The sequence below is a fragment of the Streptomyces sp. NPDC001832 genome, assembly GCF_040297265.1.
Taxonomy (GTDB): Bacteria; Actinomycetota; Actinomycetes; order Streptomycetales; family Streptomycetaceae; genus Streptomyces.
Genome location: NZ_JBEOYU010000026.1, coordinates 50,475 through 66,655, shown reverse-complemented (window position 1 = coordinate 66,655; position 16,181 = coordinate 50,475). Strand labels below are relative to the sequence as shown.

The window sequence follows — 16,181 nt, the reverse complement described above, 5'->3', positions numbered from 1 at the left end:
ACGGTGCGGAGAGTGATCGGACCTGGTGGAGAAAGGTGTGTCAGCCGGCCGAGTAGAGATTGACGAGACGGATGTAGCGCACCCAGTCCCAGTTCGGGCCGGGATCGGTGTGGTCGGTGCCCGGGACCTGGGCATGACTGAGGATGTGCGCACGGTCCTTGGGGATGCCGTACCGGTCGCAGACCGAGGCGGTCAGCAGCGCCGACTGCTCGTACATGGCATTCGTGAAGTACGAGGGCTTGTCCACCCAGCCCTCGTGCTCGATGCCGATGCTGCGTGTGTTGTAGTCCCAGTTGCCCGCATGCCAGGCGATGTTCTGCTCCCGGACGCACTGGACGGCATAGCCGTCCGCCGATCGCACCACGTAGTGGGCGGAGACCTGCTTCGCGGGATTCTGGAAGATCCCGATCGTGTCCGGAAACGTCTCCTGGGCGACATGGATGATCACGTACTGGATCGGATAGGCCGAAGGTCGGGTCGACGCCGTGTAGTTGGACGTGGACGCGGGCGTCCAGTGGGCGAGCGGATAGTCCGTGTCGCCTGCCGCCGTGGCAGCCGCCGCGCGGGCGGAAGCAGGGAGCAGCACGGTGGCCGCCGTTGCGGCGGCGCCTTGAAGAATCCTTCTGCGGTGCATGAGAACTCCTGTGAGGGGGGAGGGGCAGGGGCTGGACAAAAGCGTTGGGGTATCCCGCAGATGGCGGTGAAGCCCGCGATGAGGATCACCTGCGGGCAGCCATTCCTTGCGGACCTTTGCCGCACAGGTGTAGTTGGTGTCGCAGAGATTGGCGAACGCCCTGTGGCTCCCTTTGTCCGATGACCGGAAGGTGTTCCCCGATGTACGGCCGAGCGTCTCGCGCGCCCTACCGTACGGGCGTTGCGCGAGTGGCGGAAGACGGACAGCAGGAGCGGCCTCGCGCCGCGAAGGAGGCCTGGACGATGTCGAACAGCGCAAAGATCGCCATCGGGGGAGTCGTTGCCGCAGTTATCCTGATGCCGATCACCGGATTCTGGCTGTCGCTCCTGGTCCTGATCGGAGTTCCGGCGGTCGCGCATCTGCTGCTGGATCCCAGTCAGCGACGCAGGCTCCGCAGGATCACCCGCAAGGAAATAGGCCGATGACCACATGCTGACAGACAGGGGGCCGCAGTGAGCGGGGCAGTGACCGCGGTGAGCAGGAACGAGGAGTATTCGTTCACCAAGCCGAACCGGAAGAGTGTCACCCTGCTGGCGGGGCTCGGCGTGGACGGAGATGTGCACGCGGGAGCCACGGTCAAGCACCGGTCCCGCGTCGCAAAAGATCCCACCCAGCCGAATCTGCGCCAGATTCACCTCATCCACGAGGAACTGTTCGGCGAATTGCGGGCAGCCGGTTTCGAGGTCGCCCCGGGCGATCTCGGGGAGAACATCACCACCAGCGGTGTCGATCTCCTCGCCCTGCCCGTCGGCACTCTGCTGCACCTCGGCGACGAGGCAGTCGTCGAGGTCGCTGGTCTGCGCAACCCGTGCCTGCAGATCGACAATTTCCAGGACGGGCTCCTCAAACAGGTCGTCGGCCGGGACGAGGCCGGCCGGACCGTGCGCAAGGCCGGGATCATGGGCATTGTCGCGGTCGGCGGAGTCGTCCGGCCGGGCGACTCGATCGAGGTCGAGCTGCCCGTCGGACCGCACCGGGCGCTGGGGCCCGTGTAGTCCGGAGCGCGTCTGAGACGTGGTTGGACCGTCTCCTCGGCCGGTGGCCGATGCTGGCCTTCTGACTCGGCCGGTGGCCGATGCCGGCCTTCTGCCGAGTACCGAAAGCGGCGCTCAGGTCGGCCGTACTGCGAGCGCGTCCAGTGCCTTCAACAGGCCGGGCAGTTGCGCGCCACGCATGACCGGCAGTACCTCGCCCGGTTCCTCGTCCAGCAGGATGAAGGCGATGTCATCGGTCCTGGCGATCAGTGACCAGCCGGGGCCGTCGGCGCGCAGCATTCGGGCGTCGCCTGTGGCGAAGGAGGACCGGACGCGGCCGGGCGGCGGCGGGGCGTCCACATAGGCACGGGCCTCCGCGAGCGCCCGCCGTACACCGGGGTGCACTCCGGCAGGTGGGTTCTTCGCGAGGTTCTCGGGGGTGGCGTCGGTAGCCTTGAGCCCGTCGGCGTCCTGGTCCTGGTCCTCGTCCTCAGGGCCGGTATCGGTGTCGGCTCCGTTCGTCTCAACGTCGGCGACGGAGCCGTCGCCGACGCGCCCGGCACTCTCTGCCCCGCCCGGAGTTATGAAGGCCGTCGCGTCGTCGATCTGCTCGCGCCAAGCCGACCACTGGTGCGCTACCTCGTCCGCTCCCATGCGTCGCTGAGCCGGCCCCCACGACTCCGTATCGGGCGGGGCCAGCGGCGCCGGGTCGGTGCCCTCGGCCTCCGGGTCCGGCAGCGGATCGTGCGGGGCGGCCACTCCCGGAGCGGCGACCCCCACCGCGAGGGGCCAGCCGGGCAGTGCGCAGACCACCGAGCGGTCGTCGGGGGAGAGGTCGTACTCCAATCCGCAGTCCCAGGCCGCGATCGCGACGGCGACCAGCGACACGTCCTCGACGACGACGGTCCAGCGCGCACCACTGCCGTCCTGGCCGAGGACCAGCCCGTATCCCTCGGCGTACGGTTCGAGGGCGAGCGCCGCGCAGGCGGCGGGGTAGTCGTCACCGAGCACGCTTGGGAACTGCGCAGGTGTCAGCAGTACCGCGGTGAGCACATACAGTGCGTCGTCGTCGGCGACTGTGTCGCTCGTTCCGGCCACGCCACCCTCCTCGTCCGTCACGGTTGTCCGTCGGCGCACCTTAACGAGTCGGTAACCCACTCGTCGAGGCCCTGACAAGGGAAGATGTGGTCCCGGACAAGGGGGAAGACGTGGGGCCCGCGGTCCGCCGGACGGCACTCCCCAGTCGGCGGGCAGGCCGAGCATCGTACGGTCCACCGTACTTTTCTCATCAACATAGAGTTGAACATTCGACCGAAGTAAGGGGGCAGCATGGTGAAGCGGTACGACCGGCTGAAGGAGATTCAGCGTCTCGATCCGGAACGGGACTTCCTCCGGATCTACCGGATCACAGCAACCTATGAGTTTCCCTGGGACATCGCCCGCGCTCTCGAACTGGCCCTGTATCGCACCTATGCCGTCCCCAGCATCGGCCGACTCCTCGCAGAGACTGCAGAACTGACGGACCGTTCGCAGAAGCGCTACGACGACACCGCACTCCTCCTCGACACCGTCGTGGAGCACGGCTTCGAGAGCGACCCGGGGCGCACAGCCATCCGCCGGATCAATCAGATGCACCGAAGCTACGACATCAGCAACGACGACATGCGCTATGTGCTGTGCACCTTCGTCGTCACCCCGAAGCGGTGGCTGGACAGTTACGGCTGGCGTCGGCTGTCCGACCACGAACTCCGGGCATGCGCAGCCTATTACCGGACCCTGGGCGCCCACATGGGCATCAAGGACCTGCCGGAGATGTACGAGGACTTCGAACGCACCCTCGACACCTACGAGGCCGAGCACTTCGGCTGGGACGAAGGGGGACGCCGCGTCTCCGACGCCACGCTGGACCTGATGGGCTCCTGGTATCCGAGCCCCTTCGCCGCCGTCGCGCGGAAGGCCGCCCTTGCCCTCCTCGACGACTCGCTGCTGCGTGCATTCCGATACGAACGCCCGGGCTCCGCGGTCCGAAACCTCACCCGCGGCGCTCTGCGCCTGAGAGCGCGGGCCGTACGACTGCTGCCGCCGCGTACCACACCGCACTACGCCCGGCAGAACCCGGAGATCAAGGGCTACCCGGACGGCTACGAGGTTTCCGGCCTCGGTACGTTCCCCACGCCGGGTATCCGTGGCTGTCCGGTTCCGCACAAGCGGCGCCCCGGCGCCCCGGCCGACTGAGCGGGAAGCGAGAGGGCTCGCGGGTCAGAGCGCCCGCACAGCAAGGGTGAGAAGGCGGTCGTCCTCGACCGTGTACGCGTCGAGCCGCTGGCCTGAATGCTTCAGGAGTGGGCGGAGGTTGTGCTCGGCGCGCAGGTAGTCGTCCGTGATGTACCGGGAAATGGTGTGCATGTTCGAACACTGCCTGATCGTTCAGGAACATCTCTCTGTCATATTTCAGCAGCTTTCGAAATACGCCCGGGGCATGTGCCCACATCGAGGCTAGCGTCCTCGATCCATGGGACACCTGGACCACGCCACCTTCGGCTGGCTGACACCTGCGCTCTCGTACGCGATGGCATGCATCGGCGCGGCACTCGGACTGAGCTGCACCGTGCGGGCACTCGAAACGACCGGCCGTTCGCGCCGCAACTGGCTGATCACGGCAGCATCTGCCATCGGCTCGGGCATCTGGACGATGCACTTCATCGCCATGCTCGGCTTCGGCGTGACAGGCACCGAAATCCGCTACGACGTGCCGCTGACCCTGCTCAGCCTGCTCGGCGCCATGGTGGTGGTCGGCGGCGGCGTCTTCGCCGTCGGCTACAGCCGCGACCGGACCAGGGCGCTGCTGCTCGGCGGGTTCGCCACCGGACTCGGCGTCGCCAGCATGCACTACCTCGGCATGGCGGCACTCCGTCTGCACGGCACGATCCACTACGACCCGCTGCGGGTCGCACTCTCCGTCGCCATCGCTGTCGCAGCCGCTACGGCGGCGCTGTGGGCAGCGCTCAACATCAAGTCGTCCCGAGCCGTCGCACTGGCCTCCCTCGTCATGGGCGCGGCGGTCAGCAGCATGCACTACACCGGAATGCTGGCGGTCTCCGTGCAGGTAGCGCCCTCCGGAAGAGAACTCCCGGGCGCCACGACCATGGAGTTCATCTTTCCCCTGGCTGTCGGCCTCGGCTCGTACCTCTTCCTGACCTCGGCGTTCGTGGCGCTTTCCCCGACGGCCAGGGAACGCGCCGCCTACGTCTTCGCCGAACGCACCGCAGCACCCACCGAAACGGGCTCATCCGCAGCCGCACACGAATTCACCGAGCGCGGGCCCGTCTTCCGGGCACGACGTGGCGACGTCCGTGAACACGACGCGCCACCCGCCACCACGCCCTGACGCCCCTGCACCCGGCCGGCCGACAGTGCGACACACCCAGCTCCACACCCGGAACGAGGAGGCCATGCGCCCATCCCGCACGACCCCGGAAGCCGGTGCGACGACCACCGCCCGGCCCCCCGCCCCACCGAAGCGCGGACGCCGCGCGCACGCGGGCCCGCTGGCCGACGAGAGCGCCGAGCACGAGGCAACGCTGCTGACGCACAACACATCCGCGCCGCGCGGACGGTGGACGCTTCGTCCGAGGACCGTACGCGCGAAGGTCATCTCCCTGCTGATGGTGCCGGTCGTCTCGCTGCTCGCCCTGTGGGGTTTCGCCACGGTCACCACCGCCCAGGACGTGGCACGGCTACGCCAGTTGCAGCAGGTCGACGAAGAGGTCCGGATCCCGATATCCACCGTCGTCTCGGCGCTCCAGAGCGAGCGCCGGGCGGCCATGCTCCAGTCCGTGGCCCCCAGCAGCGCCCAGGCCGCCGCACTGGAGCGCCGGACCAGGCACACCGACACCGTGCTCGCCGCCCTGCGCCTCGACAGCGGCCACACCATCGCCGACACCGGTAACCTCCCGCCCACCGTCGCCGACCGGCTCGACCGGTTCCTCGGCCTGACCCACCGACTGCGCGCCGACAGGAGCGATGCAGGCGACGAGAACGCCGTGTACGACCGGTACACCGCAGCCGTCTCCGCGGCCTTCGGCGTCTGTGGCGCTCTCACCGGAATTCAGGACGACGCACTCGGCTCCGACGCCCGAGTCCTGTTCGAACTTTCCCGCGCCGACGAGATGCTCGCCCGCGAGGATGCCCTGCTGGCCGCGGCCGTTCATGCCGGAACGCTCCAGGGCGACCAACTGCGCCTGTTCACCGGCACGGTGGATTCCCGAAGGAACCTCACGGAGACCGCGGGCGCAGACCTGCCCGCCACCGAGCGGGCCACCTGGCAGACGCTCACCGCCGGGGACGCCTACCGGCAGATCCAGACCGCCGAGGACGAGGTGCTCGCCGCGCCAGCCGGACGCGAGGCCGCGAAGGCAGTGCCCGCCGCCGACTGGGAACGAGCAGTGGACCGCGTACGGAGCGAGCTGCGCACCATCGACACCACGCCCGGCCAACGCGCCGCGAACCCGCTCGCCCGAGGACTCTTCAGCCCGTCCGGAGCCGCAGTCCTCTTCGGATTTGTCGCCGTCGCCGCCTCACTGGTGATCTCCGTGCGCATCGGCCGCGGGCTCGTCGTCGAACTCGTCGATCTCCGCAACAGCGCTCTGGAGATCGCACGCCGCAAACTGCCGCACGCCATGCAACGGCTACGGGCGGGCGAGGAACTCGACATCGGGGCCGAGGCCCCGCAGGGCCCCGCCACCCACGACGAGATCAGCCAGGTCGGCGAGGCACTCGGCACAGTGCACCGGGCAGCCCTCAGCGCCGCCGTCGAACGGGCCGAACTCGCCGACGGCATCTCCGGAGTCTTCGTCAACCTCGCCCGCCGCAGCCAGCTGCTGGTCCACCGCCAGCTCAAACTTCTCGACAGCATGGAACGCCGTGCCGACAACCCTGACGAGCTGAGCGATCTCTTCCGGCTGGACCACCTCACCACCCGGATGCGCCGGCACGCCGAGAGCCTGATCATCCTGTCCGGTGCGGCGCCGGGACGGGCCTGGCGGGTGCCCGTACCGCTGACCAACGTCGTACGCGCCGCCGTCTCCGAGATCGAGGACTACGCCCGCGTGGAGGTACGGCAGCTGCCCGACGCCGCAGTGAAGGGCGCGGCCGTCGCCGACCTCACGCACCTGCTGGCCGAACTCATCGAGAACGCCGCACAGTTCTCACCGCCACACACCAAGGTACGCATCAGCGGCGAGCCCGTGGGCAACGGCTACGCCCTGGAGATCGAGGACCGCGGCCTGGGCATGGGCAACGAACTCCTCGGTGAGACAAACCGACGCATCGAACAGGCGGAGCCCCTCGACCTTTTCGACAGCGACCGGCTCGGCCTCTTCGTCGTCAGCCGGCTCGCCGTACGCCACCACATCAAGGTTCAGCTGCGCACCTCCGCGTACGGCGGGACGACCGCAGTTGTTCTGCTGCCAACGGCGCTGCTGCACAGTGCATTGCAGGCGGCCGATGCGCCGGCTGCGCCGGGGGACACCTCGGCCGAGCGCCGGGACGACCGGGACCGTCCGCCCTTCGGACCCGGGCCCTGTTCGGTACGGCCGCAAACCACCGCCTTCCCCGCGCCGGTACCCGTACCCGCGCTCGGGTCCCGTACGGAGCCCGCTGCCGCGGTCACCGCGCTGCGCGCGCGACCGGGCGGCACGGACGAGCACAAGGCCAAGGCTCACTCGGAAGAGCAGCCCGACGACGCGAGCCTGCCGCGCCGTGTGCGGCAGGCCAACCTCGTTCCGCAACTGCGCGAGGAGTCCCGCCCCGACGAACCACCACGCGGCGACCCGAATGACACGGACCGCCCCCCGGAGCGCACCCCTGAGCAGGCCCGGGACCGCATGACCGCGTACCGCAACGGCTGGGTGCGCGGCGGTGCCACCCCCCGCACACCCTTGCCCCGCCCGGGCAGCACCGACCGCCGTCCACACAGCGAAGGAGACCATGCGTGATCGCGAACGAGAGGGACGGGGCACACCAGACCTCGGGTGAACTCGACTGGCTGCTGGACGATCTGACGGCACGGGTCGACGAGGTCCGCCACGCCGTCGTGCTCTCCGGCGACGGCCTCGCGGTGGGTGCCTCCAGCGCCCTGAGCCGCGAGGACGCCGAGCATCTGGCCGCCGTGGCCTCAGCATTCCACAGCCTGGCCAAGGGCACGGGGCGCCATTTCCGGGCCGGGAACGTACGCCAGACCATGGTGGAGATGGACGAGGGCTTTCTGTTCGTCGCGGCAGCGGGCGACGGATCGTGCCTCGCCGTACTCAGCACGGCCTTCGCCGACATCGGACTGGTGGCCTACGAGATGGCTCGGCTCGTCAAACGGGTCGGTGAGCATCTTCGTACCCCGCCGCGGTTCGCCGCACCCCCGTCGGCTGTCGGCTGAGAGGGTGGAGACGGCCGTGTCCATGACCGACGAGGGCCCGGGAGGCATCGCGCGGACCCCGAGCCCGCACGCACGTCCGGGCAGCCAGTGGTACGACGCCGAAGCCGGCCCGCTGGTCCGCCCGTACGCCGTGACAGGCGGCAGGACCGAACCGGGCCCCACCGGCGTGCAGTTCGATGTGATCGCACTCGTCACCGTCGACGACAACGCACCGGACGGCACCGAGGTATCCCTGCTCGGTCCCGAGCACCGAGCACTGCTCACCCTCTGCCGGTCCAAGACCCAGTCCGTCGCGGAGCTCTCCGCCGATGCCGACCTTCCGGTTGGGGTCGTACGCGTACTTCTCGGCGATCTGCTCGAAGCCGGCTACGTACGCGTCAGCCGCCCCGTACCGCCTGCACAGTTGCCGGACGAACACATCCTCCGCGAGGTGATCAACGGTCTGCGGGCTCTGTAGGGGCAGTTCGGTGACGAGGCCGGGCAGTAACGGCCTCACCCACGATTGGCAGCGGCGTCGCAGCGCCTGGGGCGTCCGCCTCCCGCGTAATTGCGCAACCGTACAACCGTGGGGCGGCGGAGCGCGTCTTCCACCACGGAATCCGGACGGACGGGGTGGCCGATGACAGGAAGTCATAAGTCAGCAGCGGGCAGGCGAAGGGGCAGCCGACTGCGACGAACAGCCATGTTCGGTCTGTCGTTCCTCGTGCTGCTCGTCGCGGGCGTCGGGTGGGTCTATCTCAAACTGAACGGCAGCATCGACACCTTCAGCGCGGACGGGCTCTCGGGCGACCGGCCGCCCGGCTCGTCGAACGGGCAGAACGTCCTGGTCATCGGATCGGACTCGCGCTCGGGCGACAACGGTGAGCTGGGCGGTGGCACGGGTGCGGTGGGACGCTCCGACACCGCGTTCCTTCTCCACGTGTACGCCGACCACGAACACGCTGTCGCGGTGTCCATTCCCCGCGACTCCCTGGTTGATATTCCGGCCTGCAAGATGCCGGGCGGCGAGTGGACCGCGCCGCAGCACGACGTGATGTTCAACGGAGCGTTCTCTGTCGGGGAGACGGCCGAGGGAAACCCGGCCTGCACACAGAACACCGTCGAGCAGCTCACCGGCCTGCGTGTCGACCACACCGTCGTCATCGACTTCGCCGGATTCTCCGCACTGACCTCGGCCGTCGGGGGCGTCCGGGTGTGTCTGCCCCAGGACATCTACCAGCGCGACCTCAGCCCGAAGCGGCCCACACGGGGCGCCCGGATCTTCGCGAAGGGCCCGCAGACCGTATCCGGGCAGCGGGCACTCGACTACGTCCGGCTCCGGCACGGCATCGGTGACGGCTCGGACATAGGGCGGATCAAGCGCCAGCAGGCATTTGTGGCCTCCCTCATCAAGAAGGTCAAGTCCCGGGGGCTGAACCCCACCACGCTGCTGCCTCTCGCCGACGCGGCCACCGCCGCGATGACCGTCGACCCCGGGCTCGGGTCGGCCGACCGGCTTCTGTCTTTCGCCATGTCGATGAAGAACGTCGACCTGCACAACACCAAGTTCGTCACTGTCCCCTGGCGTTTCGAGGGCTCACGCGTCGCGATAGTCGAACCGGACGCCAACGCGCTCTGGGCAGCGCTGAAGGCCGACCGCACGGTCGACGGCCAGGACGCCAGTGGCGGGGGATCGGCCGAGGGCAAGGGGGCGGCGAGCGACGGGGCATCGCCCGCAGCTGCTGCCCCGGTCTCCGGCACGGGCATCAGCATCGCTGTCTACAACGGCACCACGGTCAGGGGGCTCGCGGCCCAGGCCACCGAACTCCTGCGTGCCCGCGGCTTCACCGTCACCAGCACGGCCACAGCGAACAGCCAGGACTACGCTTCGACCGTCATTGAGTACGGACCGGGCCTGCGGAACGAGGCAGAGACCACCGCACGGCTCTTCGCCGGAGCTCGGACGACCGCGTCCGACACCGCCGGAATCCAGGTGATCCTCGGCAGTTCCTACGCCCAGAACCCATCGTTCGCACCCGAGGCTACGGGCCCCTCCGCCGTGCCGTCCGCCGTCGCCGACGGAGCGCGGTCGGCCGACGACGATCCGTGCGCGGACCTCTCGTACGGCTGACCATTCCGCAGCAGTGGGCAGGGCGCTCAGAGCGGTGTCCGCACCGTCCGAAGCTGCAGCGCCGGGTGACGGGGAATCGTGAAACCGTACGACCCGTACAGAGCGGCGCCGTCGTCCGTGGCGTTCAGTACCTCCGCGGGCGGATCCTCGAAACCGCCGGCGGCAGCTGTCGGCACTCTTGCTCTCCCTGTCCGCGTGGGCCATGCCTCGCACCCGAAGCACCCAGTGCAGGCGTCGGACAGCCCTTAGGCCATGCGTTTGTGAGCGGCCCCAGCGCTCGCGACCGGGATGGCGCACTCAGCCAGACGTATCGGATTGCGGACTCATCCGGGCAGTCAGTGAGCGGGAACGTTCACATCGCTAAAAAAGCGATCCTGTCCCACGGGGCAGGTTCTCGTTTGCCATGCTGTCGCCGTACTCATGCTGACGGTGCACGGAATCCGAGCCCTTCAAGACAGCTCTGACCTGCGTATTCAGCGTCTTGGGACTCATTGGTGAGAGAAGTGATCGATGCCTTTTGAGCACGCTGACAACACCCACGGGGAGACGGCCGGGGAGGCCGCGGAGACCGATGCCCTCGCACTGAAGATATTGGTAGCCGGAGGCTTCGGAGTCGGGAAGACGACGCTGGTCGGCGCGGTCAGCGAGATCCGGCCGCTGCGGACGGAGGAACTCCTCAGCGAGGCAGGGCAGTCGGTCGACGACACCGACGGGGTCGATCAGAAGACCACGACGACAGTGGCCATGGATTTCGGACGTATTACCATCCGTTCCGGTCTCTCGCTCTATCTGTTCGGCACACCGGGACAGGACCGCTTCTGGTTCCTGTGGGACGAGCTCTCCCAAGGGGCGCTCGGGGCCGTCGTCCTGGCCGACACCCGGCGCCTGGAGGACTGCTTCCCGGCTGTCGACTACTTCGAGCACCGCGGCATCCCCTTCGTCGTAGCGGTCAACTGCTTCGCGGGCGCCCGCGAATACGGCGAACGCGAAGTGTCCCGTGCCCTCGATCTCGACCTCGGTACGCCGGTCGTGCTGTGTGATGCGCGCGACCGCCACTCCGGCAAGGAAGTCCTGATCCGCATAGTCGAATACGCTGGCCGGATGCACACCGCCCGGCTCCTCGACTCGGTGAGCTGACCCTCCCGGCGCACACCGGTTGCGCGCCAAGAGGCCAGGACCCAGCCACATGACCGAGGAGTGCTTGCCCGTACGTGACCAGTGCGCGAGGCTTACGCGAAACGTGTGGGGCACGGGGAACGTATGAGCGGGGAGGAACGGGAAATGGCGCTGGACAAGGAACTCGACTGGCTCCTTGACGATCTCACGAGCAGGGTCGAGTACATACGGCACGCGTTGGTGCTGTCGAACGACGGACTGGTGAGCGGCGCGAGCACAGGCCTGGCGCGTGAGGACGCGGAGCATCTCGCCGCGGTCTCGTCCGGGCTGCACAGCCTCGCCCGCGGGTCGGGACGCCACTTCCGGGCAGGGAAGGTCCGGCAGACCATGGTGGAATTCGACGAGGCACTGCTCTTTGTGACGGCCGCAGGGGACGGCAGCTGTCTGTGTGTGCTGAGCGCGGCCGAGGCCGACGTCGGCCAGGTCGCGTACGAAATGACGCTGCTCGTGAACAGAGTCGGAGAGCATCTCGGTGTCGCCGCGCGGCAGTCGGGAAACGAAGGGAACAAGCGGATCTGACCCGGCCGCGGGGCTCGGACTGCGTAGCCGCGCATCCCGGCGTCCCGATAAACAACTCGCACAGGGAGAACGGCACCGGCATCCTGACCCACATGCTGATCAGGGAAGCCACTGCCGAGGACTGGCCCGCCATCTGGCCGTTCTTCCGCGAAATCGTTGCCGCGGGAGAGACCTTCACCTACCCGCTCGATCTCGGTGAGAGCGACGGCCGCTCCTGGTGGCTCCTCAAGTCACCGAACCGCACGGTCGTCGCAGTCGACGACGACGGGACCATCCTCGGCACGGCAAAGATGAACAACAACCACATGGGCAACGGCGCGCACATCGCCAGCGCCAGCTACATGGTCGACCCCAAGCGTTCCGGGCAGGGTGTGGGCCGGGCATTGTGCGCGTACACGCTGGAATGGGCTCGCTCATCGGGGTTCCGGGCCATGCAGTTCAACGCCGTGGTGGAGACGAACACCCCCGCTGTCGGGCTCTACCGCGCGCTCGGCTTCGAAATTCTGGGAACCCTGCCCGAGGGATTCAACCATCCGAAACAGGGATTCGTCGGACTGCACAACATGTACCGTCCCCTGTGACAGCCGTTCTCCGTCATGACCCAACCAGTGGCGATGCGAGGTCAGTTGTGGCGAACTCCGGCGGGCCGCCACAGCGGACACCCGGCAGAATCCGGGCTGAGGGCCGGTCCGGGTGGCCTCTGCACCCCCTGCTGCCCGAGCCCGGGACCCGCCCCCGCAGAATGGCAGCGGAAGATCGTCCGCGATCGGGCGGGCGATACGGCACAGGGGCTGACCGGAGCGCATTCATGAACCACGACGATTCCGTCCTGCTGCACACCGAGGGACGCATCCGGCACATTACGCTCAACCGCCCGCGCGCCCTGAACGCGCTGAACCATGCCATGGTGCTGCGCATCGACGAAGCACTTGCCGAAGCCGAGCTCGACGACACCGTCACCGCGGTCCTCATCACCGGTGCGGGGGAGCGCGGCCTCTGTGCAGGCGGCGACATTCGCTCGATTCATGAGGACGCCCGCGCGGGCGGCAGTACATCGATGGACTTCTGGCGTGACGAGTACCGGCTCAACGCCCGTATCGCCCGATTCCCCAAGCCGTATGTCGCGATCATGGACGGCATCGTGATGGGCGGCGGCGTCGGTGTCTCGGCCCACGGCGACATCCGTATCGTCACCGAACGCTCGCGCATCGCCATGCCCGAGACCGGCATCGGCTTCGTCCCGGATGTGGGCGGGACGCACCTGCTCGGTGCCGCGCCCGGTGAGCTCGGCACTCATCTGGCGCTCACCGCGGATGCGGTCGGCGCGGGTGACGCGCTGCTGTGCGGGCTGGCCGACCACTTCGTACCGTCGCAGCTCCTTGCCGAGCTCACCACGGCCCTCGCCGCCTGCGGTGCGGCTGCCGAGATCGAGGAGACGGTGCGGCGGTACGCCTCACCCACGCCGAGCGGTGAACTGGAGGCGCACCGCGAGTGGATCGATTCGTGCTACCAGGCCGATTCCGTCGAAGAGATCCTCGACTGCCTCGACAACAGAGGTGTCCCCGCCGCCAAGCAGGCCGCCGAGACGATCCTGGCCAAGTCGCCCACCGCGCTCAAGGTGACACTCTCCGCCCTGCGCAGGGCCCGCAGACTCGACAGTCTCGAGGCGGTGCTCGACCAGGAGTACCGGACCTCGTGCACCGCCTTCACCAGGCCCGACCTGGTGGAAGGCGTGCGCGCCCAGATCATCGACAAGGACCGCAATCCGCGGTGGAGCCCAGCGGATCTGGCCGAGGTTTCCGAGGCCGATGTGGCGCTCTTCTTCGCCCCGCTGGGCGACCGGGAACTCGGCCTGGATTGTGGCACTGGTCGAGCATGAAGTTGACGTTCGTCTCGGGTTTGCCGACTCGTTCAGAGCATGGTGGCGCATCAGAGCGACGAGGTGAAGAGTGACGGTGCGACGGCGGCTACGCCTGCCGACCGCCGGACGCCGGGCGGGGCCGGCCCACCCGGTCCGGTCCGCCCGGCGATGGAGACCAGCGTGATCGCGGTGCCGTTCAGCGACCGCTACCGGACATGCTTGGCTGAAGCGCGCGCACGAGATCGAAGAAACGGGACTCGTTGCCGCAGAGCCCAGCGCGCTCCAGAGCGCCATCGGCCTCCGCGATCGGGGAGGCGAGCAATGGCACATACAACGGGCCCTCGTCAGGTTCCGCGAGCGCGGCCCGGGTGGCCTCCAGCAGTCGGACATACGCCTGGGCTGCGGCGAGTTCGTCATTGCGCATCTCAGCATCTCCCGGTCAGAGGTGTCGGAACCACCAGCATCCCCCATAGGTCTGACAACGCACTTCCGCAGCGGGGTGGGGCCGCAACGGATTACGGGACAGCCCTCAGCCGCCGTTCGGCCGTCGGACACCGGCCGGTGGTTCGACCTCCAGAAATCTTCTGCGCCGCGGCCCTCGGTACAGCAGCACCGTCCAGCCCAACTCCCGTAGCGCAGCCGCACACAGGGCCAGCTCGCCCTCCTCCGCATGGGCGGCGCCGCTGCCGGCCGGGCCGACCCATTCGACCCTTACGCTGCCCGGCACCTCACCCTGCTCCAGACGGTACCCGGCCGCCGTGCGCAGGCCGGAGTCGTCAACGGCCGAGGCGGCCAGGCCAGACGCTTCCAAGGCCAGTGCGATGGCCCGTATCGGCTGGTGGGTCTCCCAAGGCGCAGGCACGCGCTCCGGGCTGGCGTGCCCAGTGTTCGTCAGCCGCCGGATCTGCAGCATCCCCTCGAACGCCGCCCGTACCGAGGCGTCCCGCCTCACGTCCGGTGCCGGGTTCCTCGAGCCGTTTCCGGTGGCCGGTTCGAACCCGGTCTCGTGCTCAGTGCCCATCAGTGTCCCCTTCGCCCGTGCCGTACCGCTGTCAGTGTGCGTCCCCACACTGACAAGGAGGCATCGACCGTCGCCGACCCAGAGGAAGAAATTGTCCGTGATGGTGTTGTCCGTCCCGTCGTAGGCCGGATCGTACGGACCGGTGTGTGGCGGGTCAGGTGCGCCTGCCACTGCGGATCCGGCGGACTGTCAACGGTGATGGTGCGGGTGCCGTCCGGCCGCTGTACGTGCCGGAGAGCCTGAACGGCTTCCGGGGGCATACCCGGGCGGGTGATGTCCTTGGCCTCGTTGCGCGCCGGGGCATCTGGGAGCGATCAGGAAATTGGCGCGTACGGGTGACGGATCCCGATAGGGTTGACCGTCCGACGGCTCCGTAGTCCAGAGGATCCACGCACCGTGCCCGACAAAGTCCAAGGCCCCGGCACCCACCGCCATGACCGTGCCCCATTGCGCGCCGACTGCGCGAACTGTTTCGGGCTGTGCTGCGTCGCACTGACCCTGACCCGGTCCGCGGATTTCGCGATCAACAAGGATGCAGGCAAGCCCTGCCGCAATCTGCAGCAGGACTTCCGCTGCGGAATTCACACCGAACTACGGACCCAGGGCTTCCCTGGCTGCACCGTGTACGACTGCTTCGGAGCCGGCCAGAAGGTCTCCCACGAGACCTTCCACGGGCAGGACTGGCGCCGGTCCTCGCAGACCGCCCAGCAGATGTTCCAGGTGTTCCCGGTCATGCGACAGCTCCATGAACTCCTCTGGTACCTCACGGAAGCACTGTCCCTGGAACCGGCGCGCTCCCTCCACGCCGAGATCCGTCGCAGCCGCGACGAAACGGAACGCCTCACTCACCTTCCGGCGGACGCGTTCACGGGTCTGGATGTGGCCGCGCACCGAGAAGACGTCGCTGCCCTCCTGCTCCGTACCAGCGAACTTGCACGAGCCGCGGCACCCCGCAGAAAGAAGCGCGATCACCGTGGCGCCGACCTCATCGGAGCAAGGCTCAAGGGCGTCGATTTGCGGGGTGCCGATCTGCGGGGTGCGTACCTCATCGCAGCGGACCTCAAGGGCGCCGATCTGCGTCTGGCCGATGTGATCGGGGCCGACCTCCGGGACGCCGACCTGTCCGGCGCCGACCTCACCGGAAGTCTCTTTCTCACCCAGGCTCAGCTCAATTCGGCCAGGGGCGACGCGGCGACGAGACTCCCGCCCTCGCTCAGCCGCCCCACGCACTGGGACCAGTGATTCCCGGCCCGGACCGCGATTCTGACGGCCCGGACAACACCCGCGACACGCCCGAACGAATCGGCCGGTGCGGCGGGGCACCGCCGACACCCCTGGTTCGTTGCACAGTGTGGCGTACCCGGAACGCCTTCGACGACCGGACCGAGGAGTCCCG

19 protein-coding genes are annotated in these 16,181 nt (G+C 68.4%); 13 read left to right on the top strand and 6 right to left on the bottom strand.

From position 1 onward, the window contains the following. Positions 1–40: 40 nt before the first annotated feature. Entirely contained in the window at positions 41–634 is a 594-nt protein-coding gene (locus ABT115_RS20610) for an N-acetylmuramoyl-L-alanine amidase (protein ID WP_351791672.1), read from the bottom strand. A 302-nt stretch (positions 635–936) separates the two neighbouring features. Between ABT115_RS20610 and ABT115_RS20605 the strand changes: the two genes are divergently transcribed. Both ABT115_RS20605 and ABT115_RS20600 read left to right on the top strand, forming a co-directional pair. Continuing rightward, positions 937–1,119: a tail-anchor membrane protein gene (locus tag ABT115_RS20605; protein WP_351791669.1), complete on the top strand. Its 183-nt coding sequence runs from the start codon at positions 937–939 to the stop codon at positions 1,117–1,119. Positions 1,120–1,146: 27 nt separating this feature from the next. Continuing rightward, a complete protein-coding gene (locus ABT115_RS20600; RefSeq protein WP_351791667.1) occupies positions 1,147–1,689 on the top strand; it encodes an MOSC domain-containing protein in 543 nt (180 codons plus the stop codon). A gap of 114 nt (positions 1,690–1,803) precedes the next feature. Here the strand turns inward: ABT115_RS20600 and ABT115_RS20595 are convergent, their stop codons facing one another. After that, positions 1,804–2,766 (bottom strand): hypothetical protein, encoded by a 963-nt coding sequence (locus ABT115_RS20595; RefSeq protein WP_351791664.1) that lies wholly within the window; start codon positions 2,764–2,766, stop codon positions 1,804–1,806. Positions 2,767–2,997: 231 nt separating this feature from the next. On the opposite strand from ABT115_RS20595, the gene ABT115_RS20590 reads away from it, so the two are divergent. Beyond that, positions 2,998–3,903 (top strand): oxygenase MpaB family protein, encoded by a 906-nt coding sequence (locus tag ABT115_RS20590; RefSeq protein ID WP_351791661.1) that lies wholly within the window; start codon positions 2,998–3,000, stop codon positions 3,901–3,903. Positions 3,904–3,927: 24 nt separating this feature from the next. On the opposite strand, the gene ABT115_RS20585 is transcribed toward ABT115_RS20590, so the two are convergent. Continuing rightward, positions 3,928–4,074 carry a hypothetical protein gene (locus ABT115_RS20585; protein WP_502969133.1) on the bottom strand — a complete coding sequence of 49 codons (147 nt, stop codon included), beginning with the start codon at positions 4,072–4,074 and terminating at the stop codon, positions 3,928–3,930. A gap of 106 nt (positions 4,075–4,180) precedes the next feature. Between ABT115_RS20585 and ABT115_RS20580 the strand changes: the two genes are divergently transcribed. The 5 genes from ABT115_RS20580 to ABT115_RS20560 all read left to right on the top strand — a co-directional run bounded on the left by ABT115_RS20580 (position 4,181) and on the right by ABT115_RS20560 (position 10,208). Beyond that, positions 4,181–5,056: an MHYT domain-containing protein gene (locus tag ABT115_RS20580; protein WP_351791659.1), complete on the top strand. Its 876-nt coding sequence runs from the start codon at positions 4,181–4,183 to the stop codon at positions 5,054–5,056. Between the two features lie 64 nt (positions 5,057–5,120). Further along, positions 5,121–7,664 carry a sensor histidine kinase gene (locus ABT115_RS20575; protein WP_351791656.1) on the top strand — a complete coding sequence of 848 codons (2,544 nt, stop codon included), beginning with the start codon at positions 5,121–5,123 and terminating at the stop codon, positions 7,662–7,664. After that, positions 7,661–8,098 carry a roadblock/LC7 domain-containing protein gene (locus ABT115_RS20570; protein WP_351791653.1) on the top strand — a complete coding sequence of 146 codons (438 nt, stop codon included), beginning with the start codon at positions 7,661–7,663 and terminating at the stop codon, positions 8,096–8,098. The genes ABT115_RS20575 and ABT115_RS20570 overlap by 4 nt, the downstream gene beginning before the upstream one ends. Positions 8,099–8,120: 22 nt before the next feature. Beyond that, positions 8,121–8,555, top strand: a complete 435-nt coding sequence (locus ABT115_RS20565; RefSeq protein WP_351791751.1) for a DUF742 domain-containing protein — start codon at positions 8,121–8,123, stop codon at positions 8,553–8,555. A gap of 162 nt (positions 8,556–8,717) precedes the next feature. After that, entirely contained in the window at positions 8,718–10,208 is a 1,491-nt protein-coding gene (locus tag ABT115_RS20560; protein WP_502969132.1) for an LCP family protein, read from the top strand. A gap of 26 nt (positions 10,209–10,234) precedes the next feature. Here the strand turns inward: ABT115_RS20560 and ABT115_RS20555 are convergent, their stop codons facing one another. After that, the gene (locus ABT115_RS20555; protein WP_351791648.1) at positions 10,235–10,384 is read right to left on the bottom strand and encodes a hypothetical protein; all 150 of its coding nucleotides are present in this window, start codon (positions 10,382–10,384) and stop codon (positions 10,235–10,237) included. Between the two features lie 334 nt (positions 10,385–10,718). Between ABT115_RS20555 and ABT115_RS20550 the strand changes: the two genes are divergently transcribed. From ABT115_RS20550 to ABT115_RS20535, 4 genes are all read left to right on the top strand, one after another. Continuing rightward, positions 10,719–11,345, top strand: a complete 627-nt coding sequence (locus ABT115_RS20550; RefSeq protein ID WP_351791645.1) for a GTP-binding protein — start codon at positions 10,719–10,721, stop codon at positions 11,343–11,345. Between the two features lie 144 nt (positions 11,346–11,489). Then, positions 11,490–11,903 carry a roadblock/LC7 domain-containing protein gene (locus ABT115_RS20545; RefSeq protein WP_351791748.1) on the top strand — a complete coding sequence of 138 codons (414 nt, stop codon included), beginning with the start codon at positions 11,490–11,492 and terminating at the stop codon, positions 11,901–11,903. A 92-nt stretch (positions 11,904–11,995) separates the two neighbouring features. Continuing rightward, complete coding sequence (locus tag ABT115_RS20540; RefSeq protein ID WP_351791642.1) at positions 11,996–12,484, top strand: GNAT family N-acetyltransferase; 489 nt, start codon at positions 11,996–11,998, stop codon at positions 12,482–12,484. A 227-nt stretch (positions 12,485–12,711) separates the two neighbouring features. Next, complete coding sequence (locus tag ABT115_RS20535) at positions 12,712–13,782, top strand: enoyl-CoA hydratase/isomerase family protein (protein ID WP_351791639.1); 1,071 nt, start codon at positions 12,712–12,714, stop codon at positions 13,780–13,782. A 178-nt stretch (positions 13,783–13,960) separates the two neighbouring features. Here ABT115_RS20535 and ABT115_RS20530 read toward each other — a convergent pair whose 3' ends face one another. Both ABT115_RS20530 and ABT115_RS20525 read right to left on the bottom strand, forming a co-directional pair. Beyond that, a complete protein-coding gene (locus tag ABT115_RS20530; protein WP_351791636.1) occupies positions 13,961–14,188 on the bottom strand; it encodes a hypothetical protein in 228 nt (75 codons plus the stop codon). Between the two features lie 105 nt (positions 14,189–14,293). Beyond that, the gene (locus tag ABT115_RS20525) at positions 14,294–14,785 is read right to left on the bottom strand and encodes a hypothetical protein (RefSeq protein ID WP_351791633.1); all 492 of its coding nucleotides are present in this window, start codon (positions 14,783–14,785) and stop codon (positions 14,294–14,296) included. A 396-nt stretch (positions 14,786–15,181) separates the two neighbouring features. Between ABT115_RS20525 and ABT115_RS20520 the strand changes: the two genes are divergently transcribed. Continuing rightward, on the top strand, positions 15,182–16,027 hold the full coding sequence (locus ABT115_RS20520; RefSeq protein WP_351791630.1) for a pentapeptide repeat-containing protein: 846 nt from the start codon (positions 15,182–15,184) through the stop codon (positions 16,025–16,027). Positions 16,028–16,181: the final 154 nt, after the last annotated feature.